The organism is Paenibacillus sp. O199, assembly GCF_001636635.1.
Taxonomy (GTDB): Bacteria; Bacillota; Bacilli; order Paenibacillales; family Paenibacillaceae; genus Paenibacillus; species Paenibacillus marchantiae.
On record NZ_LGRP01000003.1, the window covers coordinates 131,976 to 152,444 of the forward strand.

The window sequence follows — 20,469 nt, forward strand, 5'->3', positions numbered from 1 at the left end:
AGAGATCATGTTTGGACGATCTCAACACTGAAAACCGGAGTGAAGAAAAGAAGAAAGAGACTTTTCGTCTGCGAGTGTAAAAAGATAAAAGGAGCTGTCATTAGCACAGCTCCTTACTCAAAATCTAAATTTCTTTGAGGGTTATTTTAGTTCTTGTGATATAAATACTGGTTTCGCTTTCAAATGCTGAATCCGTGCCAAGGATAATCCACAATTCTCCCTTCGCATCCGTTTTCACGAGAAAAGGTCGGTTTTTATTATTGAACGTTTTTACTTCATATGTTTGATCTGTAGATGTACTCTTCGATAAATTTCCGAGCACAAAAGCATCTTTGCCTTCTTGAGACTGCTGGCCCTTATCGATATTCATTTGATAGAAATAATCCTTATTTAGAATCGATTTGGGTTCTTGCTTAGTTACTCCAGCTTTTACATACACACTCTCTCCTGGAGAACCACCAGCACCCATACTATCCTTCGCTGCGTTAGTCGCAATATCAAAATCAAAGGTTACAAGATAGGTCTGATTTGGCTTTAATTTAGATGTCTTATCTATTTTTTTCTTCACGAACATGAATAAATCATCACTACGATTAACACCACTCAGGTACAGCCCCCTTTGATTCATATTGATTTCTTTCGGTAGTGAATTAAACGAATAATTCAGTTTATAGATTGAACGATCCTTTTTGGGGTAATCTGCGAATCCGGCGGACTATTGGTCGCTATTCTTAACAAAATCTGATGTTATGGTAATTTCTTTACCCAATGAAATTTTTGAATCTAAATCAATTAAAGACACGAATGAGACATTATTTAACAGCTCAATTTGTCTTTTTGCGAGATTTGCAGAGAATCCTTCAAGAACTTTGCTATACGTATTTTTGATGTGGAACTTACCAATCTTCTTCTCTAAATCCTTATATTCTTTATCACTGAGATGTTTGTTGAAAATAACGATACTCGGAATTTGATATGAGAGCTTAACATTTTTTAGTTTATTGTTCAGTTGCTCTGAAATCTTCATAGGAAGAATGTGGATTTCCTTAGTTGAATTAAGTTCTGCCGCATCGGAACTGTTAAAGTTAGTAAATGACAAAGCTCCTCCAACTATAATCGTTGCGGCTAAAGTTAAGGCTATTTTTTTGTTACGAGTGTTCATATGTTTTCCTCCTAGGATGTATTCAGCACCTCTAACGGAGCAACATATCAAATTGTTGCAAAAGAGAAAATAAAGTAAATTTCATTACAATTTTAAAATAAATAGTGTTAGTTTCTTGAGTGCAAAATGGCAAGGAATGGGGAGGCACTTATATTTGTCTATCCTAATGTCTTAGTGAATTACTAATAATATGAGATTATATCTATATATATTGTATTCAAAAAAACGCTATGCTACAGTGGCTTAACGAACGTTCGTTAGGGAAATTGGGTATGACGTCATGCCAGAGATTAATCAATTCATAAATACTGATAAATTAATAAATAACTAAATACGAGGTGTGTGTATTGTAATGAAAAAACTTTTATATCTCTCCATAATCAGCACAATATTAAGTAGTTTTCTTTTATCGTCGAGTTATGTTTCAGCGGGTTCCAACTCCAAAATAGTTTTGGGATACTATGCTCAAGATGAAAATGCTTATGACTCTCTTATTACTAATTATTCTCACCTCACTCAAGTTTCTACAGATTCATTTACATTCGACTCGAAGGGTAAAATTGTTGGTTCTGCCCCCAAGGAAGCTATTTCTTTTGCTAATAAGAAAAATATTGAAACGTTCGCAGCGGTTTCCAATTGGCAAGGAGATTACTTCAATGCGGCACTAGCTCACAAAATTGTAGGCGATTCTAAAGTAAGGAAAGAGGCTATCAAAAGTATTCTTAACCTAGTTAAAACGAATCAATATAAAGGTATTAATATCGACTTTGAGAATATTGAGGCTAAGGATCGTAAAGCTTTCAGTAGTTTTATTGGAGAGATTTCTCAAACGTTACGACCTAAGGGATATCTAACAATGGTATCGGTTCCAGCTGAGTTTGAAAATGATCCTACTAATAGCTGGTCAGGTGCCTTCAATTACAAGGAATTAGGCAAGCATGCTGATTATATTCAAGTTATGACTTATGACCAGAATGGTCCATGGGGACCTTCTGGACCAGTAGCAGGTAAAGATTGGATGGAGGCTGCCATTCAGTACACTATATCTGAAATTCCTCTTCAAAAAGTAATTATTGGAGTACCAGCTTATGGTTATAATTGGAATGAAACGAAGAAGAATGGAGATATTATAGCTCTAAAAGAAATTCCTGCTTTGATTGCTTCAACAGGCGCTAAACCAGAATGGGATGAGTCTTCGTCTTCAATATCTCTCCGCTATCAGGCTGATGATGGTTCAAAACATGTGGTTTGGTACGAAAATGCAGCAAGTATCCAGGAAAAAACTCATTTAACAATAAAGTATAACCTCGCGGGTATCTCCATCTGGTCTATGGGAACTGAAGATTCAGGGTTCTGGCAAGCCATATCAGCTGGATTGAAAGAGTAAAGTATAAGGTGAGTTAGTATTGATCATCTAAGCTAATAGATGAATAGATTTTGATTCTTGCATATTCGCAAGAATCAAAATCTATTTTTTTTATAAATCAATTAATGGAGCAGTATTTAAAACAATTAAAGTGAATTAAACCAACGTATGTTGTGATATTCATAAGGCTAACAACGATGTTTTATACACGTTTAACAGACTGTGTTCAGAGGGGAAAGTCGAGGGAAAAGAACATTTTTCCATTGTATGGCAACATTATATAGTTGTATTGCGTTCATTTAAGTAAGTACTTTAAAGGGGATGATTATAATAAAAGTAAAATATTTATATTTTATTCTCAACATTATCCTGATTATTCTAACAACAGCTTGCTCCAGCAGTTTGACTAGTTCAGCTTCACAGGAGGATCTTACTGGACCTTATCGCGTAGCGTTGGATGAAGTGATTTCAAATGATACAGCTCTTAATGCCGATATGGAGTACATTTCTCTGGTTTGGGAAGAGGGAGTTATTTTGAAAAGTTCTGATAAACAAGTTATTGAAGAATACTTACAAAAAGAATATAACATCAAGATTTATAACTACAACTATGAACAATTAATAGAGCAAAAGTTATATGAGCAGGGGAAAACGATGCTTAAAGGCATTCTTCTAACCATTGAAAAACAGAAGCAATCGATCAACCCAGATGAGATGACTATTGAGGTTAGTAAGTATCGTTCAAACGAGGGATCAATCTCTTTAGACATGATACTTGCTTACCAGCAAGGGCAATGGAACGTCGTTAAATATGCTATGATCAGAGAAAGTTAGGGAACTTTATGTCAATGTACAAAATGTACATACTTCACGCCATCCGATCTGGGAAAAAAGGAGAATACCCCCTATGACATCATCACAGAAGGAGTCTTATGTGTCTCATGAAACTCGCCTTACCCGCTATGCTATCGTGTCCACTGCCGTAACATTGCTCAGTGATGAACAGCTTCGAGAACGAGTAGAAGATGCTACGGGTCTTGATACTGGCATTGGTGGTGCAACGGTTTTGATGCAGATTGAGGAAACGCCCATCTTCGTGAAAATAATACCACTTACGGAAAAAGAAAGGCTCACTGAAAATGCCATGTCCACGAAAAACGTTTTCAAACTTCCTCCATATTGCCAGTATGGCATAGGTTCTCCAGGTTTTAGTGTGTGGCGCGAGGTTGCAGCCCATACCATGACCACCAACTGGGTGCTGGCAAATCACTGTGCGAGTTTTCCGTTAATGTACCACTGGCGGGTGTTAAAAAGTCCAGAACGACGAACTCCAATCTCTGATGAACTGAGCGATGTTTCCCGTATGGTTGAGTTTTGGGATACTTCAAAAATGGGTGACCGTATTGAGGCACTTGAACAATCCGAGTACAGTGTTGTACTGTTCTGTGAGTACATTCCCTACAACCTGCACGACTGGCTTTCCGAACAGATTGCTATTGGTGAGAGTAAAGCCGCTTCAGCACTGTCCATGGTGGATTTGAATCTGCGATCCGCTGTCTCCTTTATGAATGCAAACAAGTTACATCATTTCGATCTCCACTTTAAGAATGTTTTAACCGACGGAAACCGTGTTTATATTTCGGACTTTGGTCTTGCGACGTCTTCTCGGTTTGAACTGTCCGATTCTGAATTGAATTTTCTTGAAGTGAACAAGACTCATGATGGGTGTTATGTGGTAACAACGTTAGTGAACTGGCTTGTAACGGCATTAGTTGGCACGGTAAACCGAACTGAACGTATAGACTACATACGCCGTTGTACTGAGCGCGACGAGTTGCCAGAGATGATGGATTCAGCAGCAAAGATTATCATGCGGTACGCTCCAATAGCCGTAGTGATGAATGATTTCTACACTAATCTCGTTTCGATGAGCAGAACTACGATTTTTCCAGTTGAGGAGATTGAACGGATCTGTAGTAGTAAGACTAACTAGACCAGACGGAATTCCAAAGAAGAGGTAGAGATGATGAATACATTAAAATGGCTTCAGAACTGGTATTATGAAAACTGTAATGGAGATTGGGAACATTCATATGGTGTGAAAATTGATACAGTGGATAATCCCGGTTGGTCTATTGAAATCAATTTGGCGGAAACTTATTTAGAGGATACGCCATTTGATTCGATAGAAGAAGAGAGAACTGATGAAGATTGGTTCTACTGTATTGTGAGGGATGGAGTATTTCATGGTGCAGGCGGAGCAACGAATCTAGAAGAGATACTGATTCACTTTAAAAATTGGGCTTCAAGCATAGAAAGATGATAATTACGGAAGTTATCGATGTGTTCTATCGCGCTGCCCTAATCTTGTTTTAGGACACTAGTGCCAAATAAAAAAACAATAACATTACTGATTTGATGATTATTTAATAAAGTTTCGACTGCATTACACCTATACGACTTCAACTGGAAAAATTAAACTGACCCCTCCGCTATTTTTAGCGAGAGAGGCCCGTTACTTGTCAATTGCAGTACTTATATGTTGTGCATGCCATCCAAAACAGCGATCAAGATGAAGAGTCGTTACTAGGCGATCTGTCAATTTTTTTGGTTCGTTCCGCCAGTTCAGTTATTGACTTAATATCTTGATCAGTTAATAGATCTAGAAAATACTTGCGTATTGCCTTTGAGACTATGGGAAGGGCTTCATCCAAGGCTGACTTTCCGACGGGAGTAATAATGACTTGCACACCGCGATCTGTGTCCAGTGGTTTCCTCAGAACTAGACCTCGTTTTTCCATACGCGTTAGATGATGAGATAGTCGGCTCTTATCCCAGTCCATCGAGTCAGCTAATTCCTGTTGGCGAAGTTTTCCATCCCCAAATTGGACTAAACGATCTAATACTCCAAAATCACCTTCTGATAGTCCTGTATATTCAGACATTTCTTTTACAACGTGGCCAAAGACTCGTTTAAAGGAGCCTTTCCATGTATTCCATAGTCGCATTTCGTCGTCGTTTAGTTCATTAATATCCATGCCAATATAATACCATGGTTGACACGTCAACCACAAGATGGTACAGTTTGTTTTGTTAGTTGACATATCAACCAAGGGAATTGAATTTGTCTTTAGGTTGATATGTCAACCTATGAAAATTATAAAGTTCTGCAAAGGATGTAAAGGAAGGAGTGAAAAATGCATAAACCTGTCGCCTTGGTCACTGGGGCAAACAAAGGAATCGGGCTTTAAATAGCGAAAGTTCTCGCGTCACAAGGCTTTGCGGTACTCATCGGCTCGCGCAATCTCGAAAAAGGGGAGGCAGCAGAGAAAAGTATCGGTGAAGATGCTCGTGCTCTACAGCTCGACGTCACGAATCAGGATTTCATCTCAGCTGCTTCAGCACGTATTCGCAGCGAACTCGGCTCTCTTGACGTGCTTGTTAACAACGCGGGTATATCATCCGCAGGTCTGCCAGGTAGGCCACTGGAGGAAGTTGGAAGGTCCGCTCCCCAAGCATCGCGTCTCTCGACGAGATACGCACAGTTTTCGAAACGAATGTGTTCGGTGCCTTGCTTTCGCAATCGAACTTGAGTCCACAGGAATTAAGGTCAATGCTGTATGCCGGAGCTTCATCGCAACGGAATTTAAAACAATTTTGAGGGCACGGGCACCGTCCAACAGGCTGCTCGTCATCCTGTGCGCCTTGCTATGCTCGGCGAAGACAGGCCGACGGGAACGTTCTCAAATGAGATACGCCAGTTCCTTTGGTGATTTAATCTCTAGTACTGACTCACCAGAAGATCTACAGATAATATAAGGCGTAACGCCTACAAATATAAGGAGTGTGTTATTAAATGGAATATGTGAAACTGGGACAAAGCGGTTTGGATGTTTCGAAGTTAAGTCTTGGAACCATGAGCTTCGGCGTACCTGAACGCGGCAATACCCCATGGTCATTGGATGAAGAGGGCAGCAGAGCGATCATTAAAGAAGCAGTCGAAATGGGCATTAATTTTTTTAGTACTGCTAATATGTATTCGGATGGAACAAGTGAAGAATTTCTTGGACGTGCATTAAAGGATTTCGCCCGTCGTGATGAAACCGTCATTGCTACAAAGGTATTTGTTCCGATGCGCAAAGGTCCGAATGCAATGGGACTTTCCCGTAAAGCCATCATGACCGAAATTGATAACAGTCTAAAACGGCTTGGAACGGACTACGTCGATTTGTACCAGATCCATCGGTGGGATCCTAATACACCAATCGAGGAGACAATGGAGGCTCTTCACGATTTAGTTAAGGCGGGAAAGGTTAGATATATCGGAGCATCCTCCATGTTGGCATGGCAATTTGCGAAAGCGCAGCATGTCGCGGAGCGCAATGGCTGGACACGTTTTGTTTCCATGGAAAATAGACTCAACTTGCTTTATCGGGAAGAAGAAAGAGAAATGCTCCCCCTTTGCAAAGATGAGGGCGTTGGCATCACTCCTTACCTGCCTTTGGCGGCAGGCCGGTTAACCCGGGACTGGAATGAGCAGACCTCGCGATCCGAGAACGACCAAATAGCAAAAGCGTTGTTTATTAAAACGGAAGAAGCTGATCGCAAAGTTGCTGAAAGAGTAGCAGAAGTTGCCGCTAACCGAGGGATTCCGCGCGCACAAGTTGCTCTTGCATGGTTGCTGCAAAAGGAAGAGGTCACAGCACCAATAATCGGTTCGACCAAAATCAGCCATCTTGAAGATGCGGTTTCAGCGTTATCGGTTAAATTAACGTCTGAAGAAATTACCCGTTTAGAAGAACTTTATATACCACATGCATTAGTATAAATTGGACACATATCCTTTATTATGATACCGTTCTGTATCGATATCCTCACCAACAACATCGATTCTATAAGCTAAAACTTTTGTAATAAACTCTTCTTGGATGCGATCCTTGAAGAGTTTATTCGCTTTTTCGATGTGACAAGCAGTTGAAGACATTTGGGAGCCGATTAAAAAAACGGTAAACCTGGTTTCAGGCATACCTTATAGGCAAAATGGCGGGGAACTTTCTGGAATAACCCCTAATCTATTGAACATGGATTGAATGATCGTTAGCGCAAAAAATACGGTTAACAATTAACACGAGGTCAGCTGTATTAGAGAGGGTTTTTCCATTTTGCGGAGGATAAGAAGTGAAAAGGGTTGTACCTATCGGGCATAGAAGGCACGCAATTACTGAGTGCCTTTATTTATGATTGGGTATCAATCTAATTTATGCCCGAAAAAAAAAGAGTACATAAATAATTTTACTAATTAACATTTTTACTTTTCACATAATTTATTTTTTTTGACTAGAACAGCACCTCAGTTGATTTACAGTTCCAGTATATTATTATCGAGACCGTAAATGTTCGCGGCGTAAAGTCCGTTTTGCCGACCACAGCCTCCAACCCGTAAGTACTGCAGCTACTAAGCATATTGAAGCGGAGGTCATGAAAACCACGTGCATGCCCGATAGAAAAAGATCGGGGCGGCCCGGCACAAGTCCTGTAACCCTATGACCAGCTAAGTTACTCATAACACCAAATAGGGTGGTAGTAGCAACCGTAATTCCCACGACCATGCCCATATTGCGGACAAGCGAGTTAATACTCCCTGCAATTCCGAGCTGGGTTTTAGGCACTTTCGACATTACCAACGAGTTGTTCGGTGATTGAAACAAACCGCTGCCGAGACCGAGCATACCAATCCAACTCCCAACCAGAATGATAGAGCTGCCGCTATGAAGTCGTGCAAGTCCGACTTGAGCGATAACCATCACAATGAGTCCTGCAAAAGTGAGCAGCTCGGAACCAATTTTGTCCGATAGTGCGCCACTGAGTGGAGCTACGATTACCATGACAATCGGAAACAGCATTAGCAGGAGCCCAGCATGGGAGGGTGTAAGATTCAAAATACTTTGCGTATAGAACGGTGCGATGATGTTAAAACAAAAGTTGGCCACAAATACCAGAAAGCCGCATAAAATGCTTAAGCTGAACAGCGGATTTTTAAACAGGGTAAGCTTTAGCATGGGTTCTGGTTTACGAATCTCAACGAAAAGGAAAATAACAAAAACAATGGCGGAGATGATTAATGCAGCGACGATCCGCATATCTCCATAACCGACCTGCTGCCCGAGCAGTAGACCTGAAAACAAAGCTATGATAAATAGAGGGAATAGCAAACCCCCGGCCTTATCAATACGGACCTTCAGTTTGGTGCGATCAGCAGGAAGTACCTTCCACCCAATCGCAATCGCGATCAGCCCAACCGGGATATTCACCAAAAATATATACTCCCAACCCAGTCCGGATACGATAAAACCGCCCAGGCTCGGTCCAGCTATACTGCCAAGGGAGACAAATGTCCCGATCAATCCCAATGCTTTTCCACGTTCTGTTGTTGGGAAGATGTCTGTAATGATGCCCTGGCTGTTGGCCATCGTCATCGCTGCGCCCAGGGCTTGGAGTAGTCGTGAACCCAGGAGAAGCGGCAGGCTGAAGCTGAACCCACACAGAAGGGAACCAAGCGTGAAAATAATCATACCCCATTTGAACACTTTAATTTTACCAACAATGTCTCCAAGCTTACCGAAAAAGAGGATCGCTGCACAAATGGTCATCAGGTAAGCGGTGACTATCCATTCCGCTTCAGCGACTGTCAGATCCATCCGCTTCGCGATAACGGGCAGAGCAATATTGACGATGCTGCCGTCGAGCGTCGACATAAATGTAAATAAATTCAGGACTATCAGGATGATCCAACGTCTTTTCTGGATAACTGGGTCATCTTGATAAGTAATGAAACGATTCTCGTCTTCCAGTTTCAGTTTCACTAAATAATCACTCCTTACTATCGTCAAAAACAATTAGTTGCATTAGCAACTAATTTGGTTTTGATTATACTTTAAGTTAGTTGCGTACGCAACTTGCATGAGGTAAAATTTTTGGATACAAAAGATTTTAAGGAGGTACTGGGTTGAAGAAACCTTCGATTGGCAAAATGTTGTCCTACGTTCATCGTATTAACCAAAAAGAATTGGCTGGTATATTAAAACCATTTGATATCGGCGGGGGCGGGCACCACAGTTATCTTAAGGCGATCTTGTCGAATCCCGGGCTTAACCAGGACCAGCTCACAAATGAAGTGAAGTTCGATAAAGCGACTACGACCCGTTGCGTCAAGCAGCTAGAGGAGGCTGGATACGTTTACCGTTCGGTGGATGCTCGCGATCGTCGTTCATACCTGCTTTATCCAACGCAAAAAGCGAAAGATTTCGAACCTGTGCTGAAACGGATTTTGGATGAGTTCAGCCTTCAGATGACGAATTGTTTGTCCGAAAGCGATAAACAGCAGTTTGCGGACCTGCTGAAAAAAATTTACGACAGCAAACAGGGCTAGATTATCAAGTTCATAGCAACTGACGCGGATATTGCCGGAAAAGAATGGATCATAACCACGACCGGGTATCTGGGAATTGCCCGAGTGATCGGTATCATGATCCCGGCTCTGTCAGTCGTAGCCACGATTTGCCTGATCGTACTGTTTGTCGGCATGTTTCCGGCCTGATTGAACGGGTTTGTAAAAAAGCTGGGTTCGATCCGTTATACCCAGATTGGGTTTGTGGGTATATTAACTGCAATAGAGATAGCCCAAAATCCGCCCACACTAAATCCTAAAATAACTATGCTTGAGCTGAGCTTATGGCGAGAAGTTAATATTAATGTTGAAAGTATTCCTCGATTTCAATAAAAATATTTTATTTTCAGTATCGTACTTAACGTGAAATTCAAACACAACAAATAAATGTTCCAGTATGCTAAATTCTCCGTCTCTATAATTCCCTTTACATAGCAGCAGTTGATTCAGCTACATTGTTTTTCTTTGTCAGCGGCTTTTTCCTCAGTGTTCGATCATATAAATAAGGTTTTCCGTGATATTCCCATGCATTCTTTTGCTTCTCCTTTTTATGTATATCAACTTTTATCTCCAAATTAGCAACATGACTCTGGAATTCAGAAGCAATTCGTTTACACCATTTTAGCCCACTTTCTTCAGATGCACTAAAATGAACGCGTAAAAGAAATCCGTTAACCGTTAATTCAAACTTATATAAATTCATATTATGTATCCTTTCTAAGTAGAAATATAATCCAGAACAAAAACACTATAATTACATCATAACAGGAACGTACGTTCTGTTAAAGCGGTATTTATGTTATCTGTTAATTGTTAGGAATAGGAGCATCGTTATTTCTCATACTCATAGCCACAATGCAGAAGTCCAATCGCTTATTGACTTTCCTTGTTCTTTATTACCGGGTACTCGAGCATGTCCGACTTTTGTAGCGGCTGGGAAGATTAGGGTTGGTGAAAGAAGAGAAAGGACAGGGGGCAGGTTAGTATAAAAATGGATGATTTCTCCAAATGACGTTAGAATGGTTATAAGCCAATATTAGAGGAGGAAATCCATGCTTGATATTAATCGAATTATAGAGCTTATTCCCCATAGATATCCCTGGTATTGATAATTGTCGGTTCAAAAAGCAAGTAAAACCAGGGGATCAACTCCATCTGGAATTCGAAGTGACCCGAGCCAAGGGACAGATTGTCAAAGGAATAGGCATCGCAAAGGTAAACAATGAATTGGTTTGTGAAGCAGAAATAATGTTTGCATTTAATTCTATTGAGGCATTCAACTAACGGGCTGGTTAGCGCAAAGATATAATAAAATGAAGTTTAAAGATATTTAAAAGCAAGGTGGGATGTATGATGATAATTCGCTTGGCCACGTTGGAGGATGTGCCTCAGCTTGTTCAAATGCGTTGGGACTTCTCGGAAGAGGAAAGTGTGGATACTGCGGTCACATTTGAGGAATTTAACCAGGTTTGTAGTGAGTTCTTGGTGAAAGCTATCAAAAGTGGAGATTGGTATATTTGGATTGCAGAGATTAGTGGAAGTCTTGTCTCACATATGTATATGCAATTAATACATAAAGTTCCGAGGCTAGGGAAATCACCAGATCCTTATTACGGTTACGTTACGAATGTTTATACTCGCCCTGCTTTCAGGAATCTAGGTATCGGCTCAGAAATTCATAAAGCTATGGAAAAATGGTCAAAAGAAAATGAGGTTGAGTTTCTTATACTTTGGCCAAGTAGTGAGAGTGTAAAGTTTTATTCAAAAAATGGTTTTTCTCGATGTGAAGAAGCCATGGAAAAGCACTGGGATTGAGCAGTAGGTAAGAAAAATGAATAACAGCTGATCAAAAGATATAGAGACTCCCTGACTGATTTTATGGAGGTGTAAGTATGGAATATAAAATTTCGTTCATTGAATTTTCCCGAAAACATTGACATGTGCACACGAATGCATATAATGAATTCAGGGGGTATGACAATGGGATTAAATCTTGATCCAAATAAATGTAAAAAGCTGATAGAAGACAATATTGATATTGAGTTTTTTCGAGCGGTACTTGATCCAGTGCGGAGTGAGTTGTTAATTTTTCTTTCTGCAAATGGTGAAATGACAATCGGTGGTATTGCAGACTATTTTCCACAGAATCGTTCAGTTATTTCTCGGCACCTTGACTTCATGAGTCGTTTTGGTATCGTTCAAAGGAGAAAAGAAGGGCGAGAAGTTTATTACAAAACGAATAACAATTTCATTGTAGATAAATTTGAACAAACAGCTAACAATATGAAAGCACTCATGAATTTGCAATAATGCAGTGCTTTTTATATTAATATATATATGCATTTGTACACACGTATACACGATAAAGATGTTTATTTTAATTCAATCAAAGATGCATGATCTGGATTATCGGAATATGAAGTGAACTTGCAGGGTACTTTTATAACTTTTCCTCTGTTGATATTCAGATAACGGCTAACAATATGAAAGCACTCATGGATTCGAAATAATGTAGTGCTCTTCATTTTAATATATATATGCATTTGTACGCACATATACATGAGAGGAGTTTTTATTTTGACACAATCAAAAAGAAAATGGTGGGTTCTAGCCACGGTAAGTTTAACCGTATTTATGGCCATGTTAGACATTACAATTGTCAATGTTGCATTACCAGATATACAACAAGCTTTTTCATCGAGTTTCTCAAATCTACAATGGGTGTTGAATGCCTATACTTTAGTTTATGCGGCAATGTTGTTGCCAGTTTCAAAATTAGGCGACATTATCGGACGTAAAAAAGTCTTTTTATTAGGATTGGGTATTTTTATGATTGGCTCTTTAGCCAGTGGATTGGCAAACAGTGATATTTGGTTAAACATCTTCCGTGGATTTCAAGGAATTGGTGGCGCAGCTATGATGTCATTATCATTAACGATAGTTACTTCTTCTTTTCCTGAAAATCAAAGAGGACTTGCACTAGGTATTTGGAGTAGTGCCGTTGGGCTTGCTATTGCCGGTGGTCCTTTGGTCGGTGGAGCATTAGTCGATGCTTTTGGTTGGAGATCTATTTTTCTTGTTAACATTCCAGTTGCGATTGTAGCAATTATATTAGGAATGTTTGTGATTAAAGAAAGTGAAACAAACAAAAATGGACGAATTGATATTTGGGGACTGATTTTCAGCACAGCGATGATTTTTACGATGATTCTAGCCTTAATTCAAAAGTCAGTGAATGGAGATTACGCATGGACTGATTGGCACATTTTAAGTCTACTTGGATTATCACTTATTTTACTTATAGCTTTTATCATTACCGAAAAAAAAGTAGAACAGCCGATGATTGAATTATCTATTTTTAGAAATTGGACATTTAATGGGGCTAATATCGCAGCTTTTGTATTAGGTGCTGGACTATACGGAGGCTTTACCTATTTAACCATTCTTATGCAAAATTACATGGGTTACTCGGCTTTTGATACAGGTGCAAAAATGTTACTCATTAGTGGTTTTACGATAGTTCTTGGTCCAATTGCAGGAATTATCTCGGGGAAAATTGGTAACCGTTGGTTAGTTAGTGGAGCACTATTGATCGGTGCAATCGGAATATTTGTTATGAGTTATATGATCAAAGCTCCGTTTGAGTGGAGCTATCTGATGCCTGGTTTTATTCTTTTAGGTATTAGCAATGCTCTAGTTAATCCACCTATTACTAATGCTGCTATGAGTTCAGTTGATAAAAAGTATGTAGGTATGGCTTCTGGTATTTTAAATGTTTTTAGACAAGTGGGTATTTCCTTTGGTGTTGTAATGCTTGGAATTAAATTAACGGAAGGTTATAACGCTTCATTGAACACAAGTATCATGAATTTAGCCAATATTCCTACCGAGTTTAGAAATCAAATGCTGGATGTTTTCCATAAAGCTGGAGCTTTTGGGGGTTCACAAGTTTTTGATAGCAAGCAAGCTGAAGCATTTAAAGCTATGCCAGCTTTTGATGAAATGAAGTCACTCGTGTTTAATGCTTTTAATTCAGGTATGCAAAATGTAACACTATTGATTGGTATTTTCTTAATAATTGGTACATTCGCGAGTGCAATTTTGATTAAAAACAAAAAGAATACACAGAACGGGAATTAATCTTCCTTCGCGAGACTCGCAATGGAAATGATGAATCCTTAGTTTTACTTTATTAAGAGGGAGATTAGAAATGAGAACAATACTGAAGTTTAGATGGCTGGTACTTGCGGTTTGGCTGATTGCAACGGTGGGACTGATGGTTACCGCACCGGGGATGCAGGATCTGGTACGAACAAAGGGGCAGATTAATGTTCCAGATGGGTACTCCTCGACCGTAGCCCGCGAATTAGAAAAAGCCATTGGAGAGAACGACAGCTCTGGCACCAGCAGCGGAATGCCAACGGTGCTTGTATTCCATAAGGATGGAGGGTTGTCAGCTGAAGACCTTGCAGAGGTGAAGGGCGGTATCAACAAGCTTAAGAGCGATGGGAAATCGATCGGCGTGTTGTCGGTCACGACCCACTTTGATACCAAAGGGCTGGCAGAGCAGATGGTATCAAAGGATGGCAACACCATCATTGCCCTCGTGAATGTCGAGGCCGGCGACCGTGAGATCTCTGAGCTTCGCAATGGCCTATACGAGGCGATCTCGGACGTAAAAGTGGAGCATTATTATACGGGTAACTGGCTGATTTCCGAGGACGTTCTCCAAAGCTCGCAAGATGGACTTAAGAAAACAGAATTCATTACACTTGGTTTTATTCTAGTTATTTTGTTCGTAGTATTCCGTTCGGCCATCGCACCGTTCGTGCCGCTTGTAGCGGTAGGATTTACTTATTTAATTTCGCAGTCCATTATTGCTTTTCTGGTCGAATACTTCGACTTCCCGTTGTCTAATTTTACGCAGATCTTTTTGGTCGCCGTATTGTTCGGTATAGGAACCGATTATTGCATTCTGCTCATCAGCCGCTTCAAGGAAGAGCTTAACCATAATGGCGGTGATACGACGGAAGCGATCGTCAATACGTACCGTACAGCAGGAAAAACCGTATTGTTTTCTGGATTAGCTGTATTGGTCGGTTTTTCGGCTATTGGCTTCTCTACGTTTATGCTTTATCGTTCGGCGGTTGCCGTTGCGGTCGGCGTAGCTATTTTGCTCATCGCATTATTTACGATTGTACCGTTCTTTATGGCGCTGCTCGGAAGCAAGCTGTTTTGGCCGGCAAAAGGTTCTTTGGAGCATAAGCCAAGCAAGCTATGGGGAGCGGTCGGCAAATTTTCCTTGAAACGTCCATTATGGGCGCTCATTATATTAGCTGTCATTATTGTCCCGTTCTTAACAGCTCATAAAGGCACGATCTCTTTTAATTCGTTAGACGAGATTGGCGATAAATACGATTCGGTTAAAGCTTTTAACATCATATCAGACAGCTTCGGCCCTGGGGATTCACTGCCGACAACTGTAATTGTCAAAACCGATAAGCCGCTGGATAGACCTGAGGGGCTTGCTACGTTGGAGCAAGTAAGCCGAGAACTGGCAAATACGCAAGGCGTAAAAGCCGTGCGCAGCGCTACTCGCCCTACAGGCGAGGTTATGGAGCAATTTCTTGTCTCCGATCAAGTGGTGTCTTTGGAGGATGGTCTTGGCCAAAGCGGCGAAGGCTTAGGTAAAATTGGGGATGGGCTGTCAGAAGCAAGCAGCGCCTTGAATGAAAATGCACCAAAATTAAATGAGGCAGTAGATGGCGCCGGGCAGCTCGTTGTAGGTACCAATAAGCTGAAGGATGGCATTGTGCAGCTTGGTGATGGCTTGAAACGGATCCAGCAAGGCTTGAAGGACGGCACGGTTGGTGCGGGCGAGCTTAGCAAGGGCCTGAAGCAAGCGCAGGCTAGTGCCGAGCAGTTGGCTGGCGCAAGCAAGCAGCTGCAGGCCAGCTATGATATGCTGGGCGGAGGTCTTGGAACATTGACAGGTGCTTACACTGCCATTGCATCGGACCAAGCGAAGCTTGCGAGTGGTTTGTCAGGGGTCGAGCAAGGGCTTTCAGATCTTCAAGAGAGCTACCCAGAGCTGCAAAACGATGCAAATTACAAACAAGCGCTAAGCACACTGGCTCAACTGCAAGTGGGAGCTTCAAGCATTAGCGGCCAATTGAAACAGCTGAACGAACAGCTTGCCGGCATTTCATCTGGCATGACGCAGGCCAATGCAGGCTTCTTACATGCAGTAGAAGGACAGTCGTCACTGGCTGCGGGTCTTGGCAAGCTGGCAGCTGGACTGTCCGAGCTGCAAAAAGGGATTGCGCAGGCGGCTACAGGCCAAGGACAAATCGTCTCTCAGCTACCAAGCGTAACACAAGGATTTAACGAGCTGACCGATGGCCAGAAAGAGTTGCAAGCGGGCTTTGCTTCACTTAATACTCAGCTTGGCGGGCTTACAACCGGCCTTGATCAGAGTGTAGATGGCTTGACTGAGGTAAAAGATGGGCTCGCTTCGGCAGGAGGCTACCTGAATGGCCTTGCCGGATCGCCGAATAAACAAATGACGGGCTGGTACATCCCGGAAGAAGCCATTGCGAACGAGGAATTCCAAACGGCGCTTGATGTGTATATGTCGGAGGATCGTCTAACAGCTAAGTTCGATGTCGTATTTGGCAGTAACCCCTACTCCCAAGAAACAATGGCGCAAATCGACGGTCTTGAAGCGGCTGTAAATCGCGCAATTCAAGGCTCTGCATATAGCGGCGCGCAGGTGGCGAGTGGCGGTATAACGAGCATGAACAACGATTTGAGCAACATATCGAAAGCAGATTATTCGCGTACAGTTATTTTGATGTTGATCGGAATATCGATTATTTTAATCATTTTGTTCCGATCGATCGTCATGCCATTGTATATGATAGCCTCACTGCTGATTACCTTTTATTCCTCGATGGCGATTGCAGAGGTCATATTTGTACGGCTGTTAGGCCAATCGGGCATCAGCTGGGCGGTTCCTTTCTTCGGCTTCGTCATGCTAGTAGCACTCGGCATCGATTATAGTATCTTCCTGATGGATCGGTTCAAGGAGTACCGCCATCTCTCGCCGCAGGAAGCTATTCTTGAAGCGATGAAAAACATGGGAACAGTCATTATGTCTGCAGCGGTTATTCTGGGCGGTACGTTTGCGGCGATGCTCCCTTCTGGCGTAATGTCACTCCTGCAAATTGCAACAATTGTGCTTTGTGGACTGTTTATATACGCTTTGCTCATGCTGCCGCTATTCATTCCCGTTATGGTCCGTACGTTCGGACCAGCGAACTGGTGGCCTTTCATGGGCCGCAGGACGAATGAGGAGCAAGAGACTCGTGCACGCGACGGGCATCAACTGAAGGAGCAGCATGTCTCCCATGATTCCATGCACTAAATAATAGAAAAGGATTGTCTGTTTGCTTGGAGATATTCTTAGAACTTCAAAAAAAAAATTCTCTATTGAGTAAACCTAAATTAAATAGATCGGTAGGTAGATTAATTTGGAACATAATATGATCATAATTGCTCAAGGTTTAGCCGAAGAACTACAACGTGGAAAGATCCGTCATTTAGAGCAAGGGTATATGACGGATGCTGAACGTGGGTGGTCTGGTGCGGATGTACGTCGTATAGAGGTTACTTATGAAAATGGTCAAAAGGAGAGCGTAATATTTAAAGAAGCTGCCCTGAAAGAACGCATGGCAATGAAAACGTTAACTGACCAGGGCCATCAGAACACACCCGCCACTTTTTCACTAGATCTAGAAACAGATGAGCCTAGATGGATGGCGATAGAAGATTTGGGTAGTGTTAAATCTCCTCCGCCTGGCGTAGACTGGTCGCCAAGAGTTGCGGAGGCATTAGCCAGAATCCATGCCCTTAATATGCATAGAGGTTCGGAGATGCTGTGGCTCCCCCATGCTGACCGTCATTATTGGGAAAATTATTTAGTTACACAAGTGTCTGTGGACCATTTTCAAACGCTTATAGAGCAGAACCCCGAATTTTACAGGGAATTTGGCGCGTATCTGCCATTACTACGTGAAAAAGCAAACGCTTTTGCACGTGATATGGTGGCTTTGTATGATGAGAAGGAAAGCCTAACTCTTACGCATGGAGATTTGCAATCCGTAGACGGTTCCCACATCCATTATTACAATGGAAAACCCTATTTTATTGACTTCGGGTGGTGTTATTATGCACCCTTTTATATTGATCTGGCTAGTTATTTTAACCTTGAGGAAGCCAAAATTTATTACAAGGAATTAATTGCAAACGGTATATCACTTAGCTATGATGATTTTTATGAAAGATTGAGGGCAGCATTTCGTTACTCTGGGTTGATATACTTATATCCCAGTATTAGACAATGGTCTCTCGGGCCTACTGAACTAACGGGTAAACGTCTGCTTCATATGTTGAAGATTATACTTACAGGCGAGTTTCCAGAGCGTAGGATTGATTACTCTAGCAAGCTTTTCTCAAAGCTGCTCAATGAACATAAGAACGGTACACTTCATAAGCTCAATTAAATTGTCTCATCATGAGATGCGATTTAGCAGTACGTTTGCGTCCCAACAAGCGGGGAAGCTACGGCACTCTATTCAAGATGAAACTGGACCCGTCCGGAGAAGTGAATAAAAGCTTTTACCAAAATCGAGCTTGAGCCGGGCGGAAACGCAGAATCGTCTTCGAGCTTGAAGAGAGAGAGACTTCTCATTTTTTTTCACATCACTTCGTATGGTTATGGTTAGTATACTGATTCCCTCGTTTCACTGTGTCCTTCATCTTTCTTTTTGCGACAAGTATAGACAAAAACAGGAGGGAAGCTGAGGGGCACAAATTTAATTCTCTCAATATCGAATAAATCAGCCAATCGTTTCTTCATATGAAGTGAGTACTGGTACAACACTAACATCCCTCCAGGTCGAAGCGCTGTATGCATCTGTGAAAGGATGTTTTGTTTCATTTCTCTGGAAAAATTAAAAAATGGTAGTCCGCAAATGATACTATCCAACTGATGCACATGTTCTTGATTGATCCTTTTCAAAAGATAGGATGCATTCGAATGGAACATGAATTCAGGATATGTTTTCTTCAGATTACTCCTCATTTTGGGGTCTCTCTCAAATAAAAACACGATTGAAGATTTCGGTAATTTTGCTCTCATAAGACGTGTGATAACACCTGTTCCTGGCCCCAGTTCTGCAATGGTTTTAACTTCTTCCCATTGTACAGACTGGACGATTTTATGGGCTAGAAATTTGGAACTGGGCAGGACACTTCCTACTCGTTTGGGGTTCTTTAAGAATCCTTGCAGGAAAAGAAACGGTTCGGATGTTTTCAATGCGGTATCCTCCATTGTTGAATTCAATAATGTTTCACTTGATGTTGGCAGGCAAGCTTAACTGGAACGTAAATACGTTATGCGTATGTTGAAGCGTTAAGGTACCCTGATGTAACTCCGCAATATTTCTTGCAATCGAAAGACCCAAACCAGACCCCGTTTGAATACCTTCGCTGCTTCTTGAATAATCAACCTTATAAAATCGATCAAACAGCTTACTTTTTTGCTCTATTGTGAGCGGCTCACCTTTATTTTCGACTTTAATGATAATGTACTCATGACGCATACTCATTCGAATATGAATCGCACCAGGTTTCAAGGAATACTTCAGGGCGTTCATAAGAAGATTATCGATGGCCCGAGCAATCTTATCACTATCCACGCAGGCCATGATTGGGGAATCGCCAATCTCTTTCTCAATATGAATTCCATTCTCCTGAGCTAAAGGTTCAAATTCAAACAGCAACTGGTCCAATAGCTGATATAGGTCAACCTTTTTCAAATCCAATTGGGTATCTACTGAGGTTAGACGTGTGTATTCAAATAAGTCATCGAGCAGCTTCTTTAAATGCGTTGCTTTGTTATAGGTGTTTTGGATGAAGCGGTCATACTCTGCTTTGTCTTGAAATGATTCTGTTCTTAGAAGCTCAATATAGCCGATGATGCTGGTAAGCGGTGTGCGCAGGTCATGTGAGATACCCGTGATCATGTCCATCTTGGATTTCTCCAGCTCGCGCTCCTTAACCATCTGCAGCTGCAACTGTTCAGTCATGTGATTAATGTTGGAAGCGACTCGCCCAAGTTCATCTTGTCGATTAACGGGCACCCGGTAGTCCAGATTTCCTTCTGAAATGAATTGCAATCCTTGCTCCAAATGAATAATATCTTTAACCATTCGACGTGTTAAAAATAGGAAGGTTAAGATAAAAGTTAATATAAAAATTGGAGTAATGACATACGGAAGCGAATTGCGAAACCAAGCCTGCTCCCAAGCTTTAAAAACATCTATAGATAGGTAAATGAGCATATTATTAAAGACAGCTGCAGCAATGGTGCTCAAAATAATTCGGATCAAAATGTTAATCTTATTTTCTTCTTTCGAGTTCGATGAGAAG

The 20,469-nt window shown here is 41.3% G+C and carries 19 protein-coding genes and 1 pseudogene; 13 read left to right on the forward strand and 7 right to left on the reverse strand.

Annotation, left to right across the window (positions count from 1 at the left end; genetic code table 11):
- Window positions 1-124: 124 nt before the first annotated feature.
- On the reverse strand, window positions 125-574 hold the full coding sequence (locus A6049_RS05800; RefSeq protein ID WP_145921902.1) for a hypothetical protein: 450 nt from the start codon (window positions 572-574) through the stop codon (window positions 125-127).
- Between the two features lie 141 nt (window positions 575-715).
- On the reverse strand, window positions 716-1,162 hold the full coding sequence (locus A6049_RS05805; protein WP_063563727.1) for a hypothetical protein: 447 nt from the start codon (window positions 1,160-1,162) through the stop codon (window positions 716-718).
- A gap of 352 nt (window positions 1,163-1,514) precedes the next feature.
- Here A6049_RS05805 and A6049_RS05810 point away from each other — a divergent pair, with 352 nt between their 5' ends.
- From A6049_RS05810 to A6049_RS05825, 4 genes are all read left to right on the forward strand, one after another.
- On the forward strand, window positions 1,515-2,549 hold the full coding sequence (locus tag A6049_RS05810; RefSeq protein WP_063563728.1) for a glycosyl hydrolase family 18 protein: 1,035 nt from the start codon (window positions 1,515-1,517) through the stop codon (window positions 2,547-2,549).
- 300 nt (window positions 2,550-2,849) lie between these two features.
- The gene (locus A6049_RS05815) at window positions 2,850-3,362 is read left to right on the forward strand and encodes a hypothetical protein (protein WP_139295623.1); all 513 of its coding nucleotides are present in this window, start codon (window positions 2,850-2,852) and stop codon (window positions 3,360-3,362) included.
- Between the two features lie 73 nt (window positions 3,363-3,435).
- Complete coding sequence (locus A6049_RS05820; protein WP_063563730.1) at window positions 3,436-4,521, forward strand: protein kinase; 1,086 nt, start codon at window positions 3,436-3,438, stop codon at window positions 4,519-4,521.
- Window positions 4,522-4,551: 30 nt separating this feature from the next.
- A complete protein-coding gene (locus A6049_RS05825; RefSeq protein ID WP_240321318.1) occupies window positions 4,552-4,851 on the forward strand; it encodes an immunity 53 family protein in 300 nt (99 codons plus the stop codon).
- 244 nt (window positions 4,852-5,095) lie between these two features.
- On the opposite strand, the gene A6049_RS05830 is transcribed toward A6049_RS05825, so the two are convergent.
- The gene (locus A6049_RS05830; RefSeq protein ID WP_063563732.1) at window positions 5,096-5,566 is read right to left on the reverse strand and encodes a MarR family winged helix-turn-helix transcriptional regulator; all 471 of its coding nucleotides are present in this window, start codon (window positions 5,564-5,566) and stop codon (window positions 5,096-5,098) included.
- A 213-nt stretch (window positions 5,567-5,779) separates the two neighbouring features.
- Here A6049_RS05830 and A6049_RS33890 point away from each other — a divergent pair, with 213 nt between their 5' ends.
- Both A6049_RS33890 and A6049_RS05835 read left to right on the forward strand, forming a co-directional pair.
- Window positions 5,780-6,121, forward strand: coding sequence for an SDR family NAD(P)-dependent oxidoreductase (locus A6049_RS33890; RefSeq protein WP_275078611.1), 342 nt, complete (start codon window positions 5,780-5,782; stop codon window positions 6,119-6,121).
- Between the two features lie 263 nt (window positions 6,122-6,384).
- Window positions 6,385-7,356: an aldo/keto reductase gene (locus tag A6049_RS05835; RefSeq protein WP_063563733.1), complete on the forward strand. Its 972-nt coding sequence runs from the start codon at window positions 6,385-6,387 to the stop codon at window positions 7,354-7,356.
- A 550-nt stretch (window positions 7,357-7,906) separates the two neighbouring features.
- Here A6049_RS05835 and A6049_RS05840 read toward each other — a convergent pair.
- Window positions 7,907-9,391 (reverse strand): MFS transporter, encoded by a 1,485-nt coding sequence (locus tag A6049_RS05840; RefSeq protein WP_275078607.1) that lies wholly within the window; start codon window positions 9,389-9,391, stop codon window positions 7,907-7,909.
- 143 nt (window positions 9,392-9,534) lie between these two features.
- Between A6049_RS05840 and A6049_RS05845 the strand changes: the two genes are divergently transcribed.
- Entirely contained in the window at window positions 9,535-9,957 is a 423-nt protein-coding gene (locus tag A6049_RS05845) for a MarR family winged helix-turn-helix transcriptional regulator (protein ID WP_063563734.1), read from the forward strand.
- A 445-nt stretch (window positions 9,958-10,402) separates the two neighbouring features.
- On the opposite strand, the gene A6049_RS05850 is transcribed toward A6049_RS05845, so the two are convergent.
- Window positions 10,403-10,678, reverse strand: coding sequence for a hypothetical protein (locus tag A6049_RS05850; protein WP_063563735.1), 276 nt, complete (start codon window positions 10,676-10,678; stop codon window positions 10,403-10,405).
- Between the two features lie 398 nt (window positions 10,679-11,076).
- Here A6049_RS05850 and A6049_RS32485 point away from each other — a divergent pair.
- The 6 genes and pseudogenes from A6049_RS32485 to A6049_RS05875 all read left to right on the forward strand — a co-directional run.
- A pseudogene (locus A6049_RS32485) lies at window positions 11,077-11,259 on the forward strand (hotdog family protein); the annotation flags it as partial.
- A 66-nt stretch (window positions 11,260-11,325) separates the two neighbouring features.
- Complete coding sequence (locus tag A6049_RS05855) at window positions 11,326-11,790, forward strand: GNAT family N-acetyltransferase (RefSeq protein ID WP_095205983.1); 465 nt, start codon at window positions 11,326-11,328, stop codon at window positions 11,788-11,790.
- Between the two features lie 165 nt (window positions 11,791-11,955).
- Window positions 11,956-12,285, forward strand: a complete 330-nt coding sequence (locus A6049_RS05860) for an ArsR/SmtB family transcription factor (RefSeq protein ID WP_063563737.1) — start codon at window positions 11,956-11,958, stop codon at window positions 12,283-12,285.
- Window positions 12,286-12,552: 267 nt separating this feature from the next.
- Complete coding sequence (locus A6049_RS05865) at window positions 12,553-14,115, forward strand: MFS transporter (protein WP_095205984.1); 1,563 nt, start codon at window positions 12,553-12,555, stop codon at window positions 14,113-14,115.
- 70 nt (window positions 14,116-14,185) lie between these two features.
- Entirely contained in the window at window positions 14,186-17,401 is a 3,216-nt protein-coding gene (locus A6049_RS05870) for an MMPL family transporter (protein ID WP_063563738.1), read from the forward strand.
- Window positions 17,402-17,507: 106 nt separating this feature from the next.
- Complete coding sequence (locus A6049_RS05875; RefSeq protein ID WP_063563739.1) at window positions 17,508-18,539, forward strand: phosphotransferase; 1,032 nt, start codon at window positions 17,508-17,510, stop codon at window positions 18,537-18,539.
- 218 nt (window positions 18,540-18,757) lie between these two features.
- Here A6049_RS05875 and A6049_RS05880 read toward each other — a convergent pair whose 3' ends face one another.
- Window positions 18,758-19,354, reverse strand: a complete 597-nt coding sequence (locus A6049_RS05880) for a class I SAM-dependent methyltransferase (RefSeq protein ID WP_240321320.1) — start codon at window positions 19,352-19,354, stop codon at window positions 18,758-18,760.
- A gap of 34 nt (window positions 19,355-19,388) precedes the next feature.
- Window positions 19,389-20,381, reverse strand: a complete 993-nt coding sequence (locus tag A6049_RS05885; RefSeq protein WP_095205999.1) for an ATP-binding protein — start codon at window positions 20,379-20,381, stop codon at window positions 19,389-19,391.
- Window positions 20,382-20,469: the final 88 nt, after the last annotated feature.

Excerpts from the sequence above, each read along its gene's own strand:
- A6049_RS05815 (WP_139295623.1), top strand. The coding sequence starts at position 2,850 with ATGATTATAATAAAAGTAAAATATTTATATTTTATTCTCAACATTATC.
- A6049_RS05810 (WP_063563728.1), top strand. The coding sequence starts at position 1,515 with ATGAAAAAACTTTTATATCTCTCCATAATCAGCACAATATTAAGTAGT.
- A6049_RS05830 (WP_063563732.1), bottom strand. The coding sequence starts at position 5,566 with ATGGATATTAATGAACTAAACGACGACGAAATGCGACTATGGAATACA.
- A6049_RS05800 (WP_145921902.1), bottom strand. The coding sequence starts at position 574 with ATGTTCGTGAAGAAAAAAATAGATAAGACATCTAAATTAAAGCCAAAT.
- A6049_RS05870 (WP_063563738.1), top strand. The coding sequence starts at position 14,186 with ATGAGAACAATACTGAAGTTTAGATGGCTGGTACTTGCGGTTTGGCTG.
- A6049_RS05855 (WP_095205983.1), top strand. The coding sequence starts at position 11,326 with ATGATGATAATTCGCTTGGCCACGTTGGAGGATGTGCCTCAGCTTGTT.
- A6049_RS05820 (WP_063563730.1), top strand. The coding sequence starts at position 3,436 with ATGACATCATCACAGAAGGAGTCTTATGTGTCTCATGAAACTCGCCTT.
- A6049_RS05850 (WP_063563735.1), bottom strand. The coding sequence starts at position 10,678 with ATGAATTTATATAAGTTTGAATTAACGGTTAACGGATTTCTTTTACGC.
- A6049_RS05805 (WP_063563727.1), bottom strand. The coding sequence starts at position 1,162 with ATGAACACTCGTAACAAAAAAATAGCCTTAACTTTAGCCGCAACGATT.
- A6049_RS05860 (WP_063563737.1), top strand. The coding sequence starts at position 11,956 with ATGGGATTAAATCTTGATCCAAATAAATGTAAAAAGCTGATAGAAGAC.
- A6049_RS05825 (WP_240321318.1), top strand. The coding sequence starts at position 4,552 with ATGATGAATACATTAAAATGGCTTCAGAACTGGTATTATGAAAACTGT.
- A6049_RS05885 (WP_095205999.1), bottom strand. The coding sequence starts at position 20,381 with ATGCTCATTTACCTATCTATAGATGTTTTTAAAGCTTGGGAGCAGGCT.
- A6049_RS05835 (WP_063563733.1), top strand. The coding sequence starts at position 6,385 with ATGGAATATGTGAAACTGGGACAAAGCGGTTTGGATGTTTCGAAGTTA.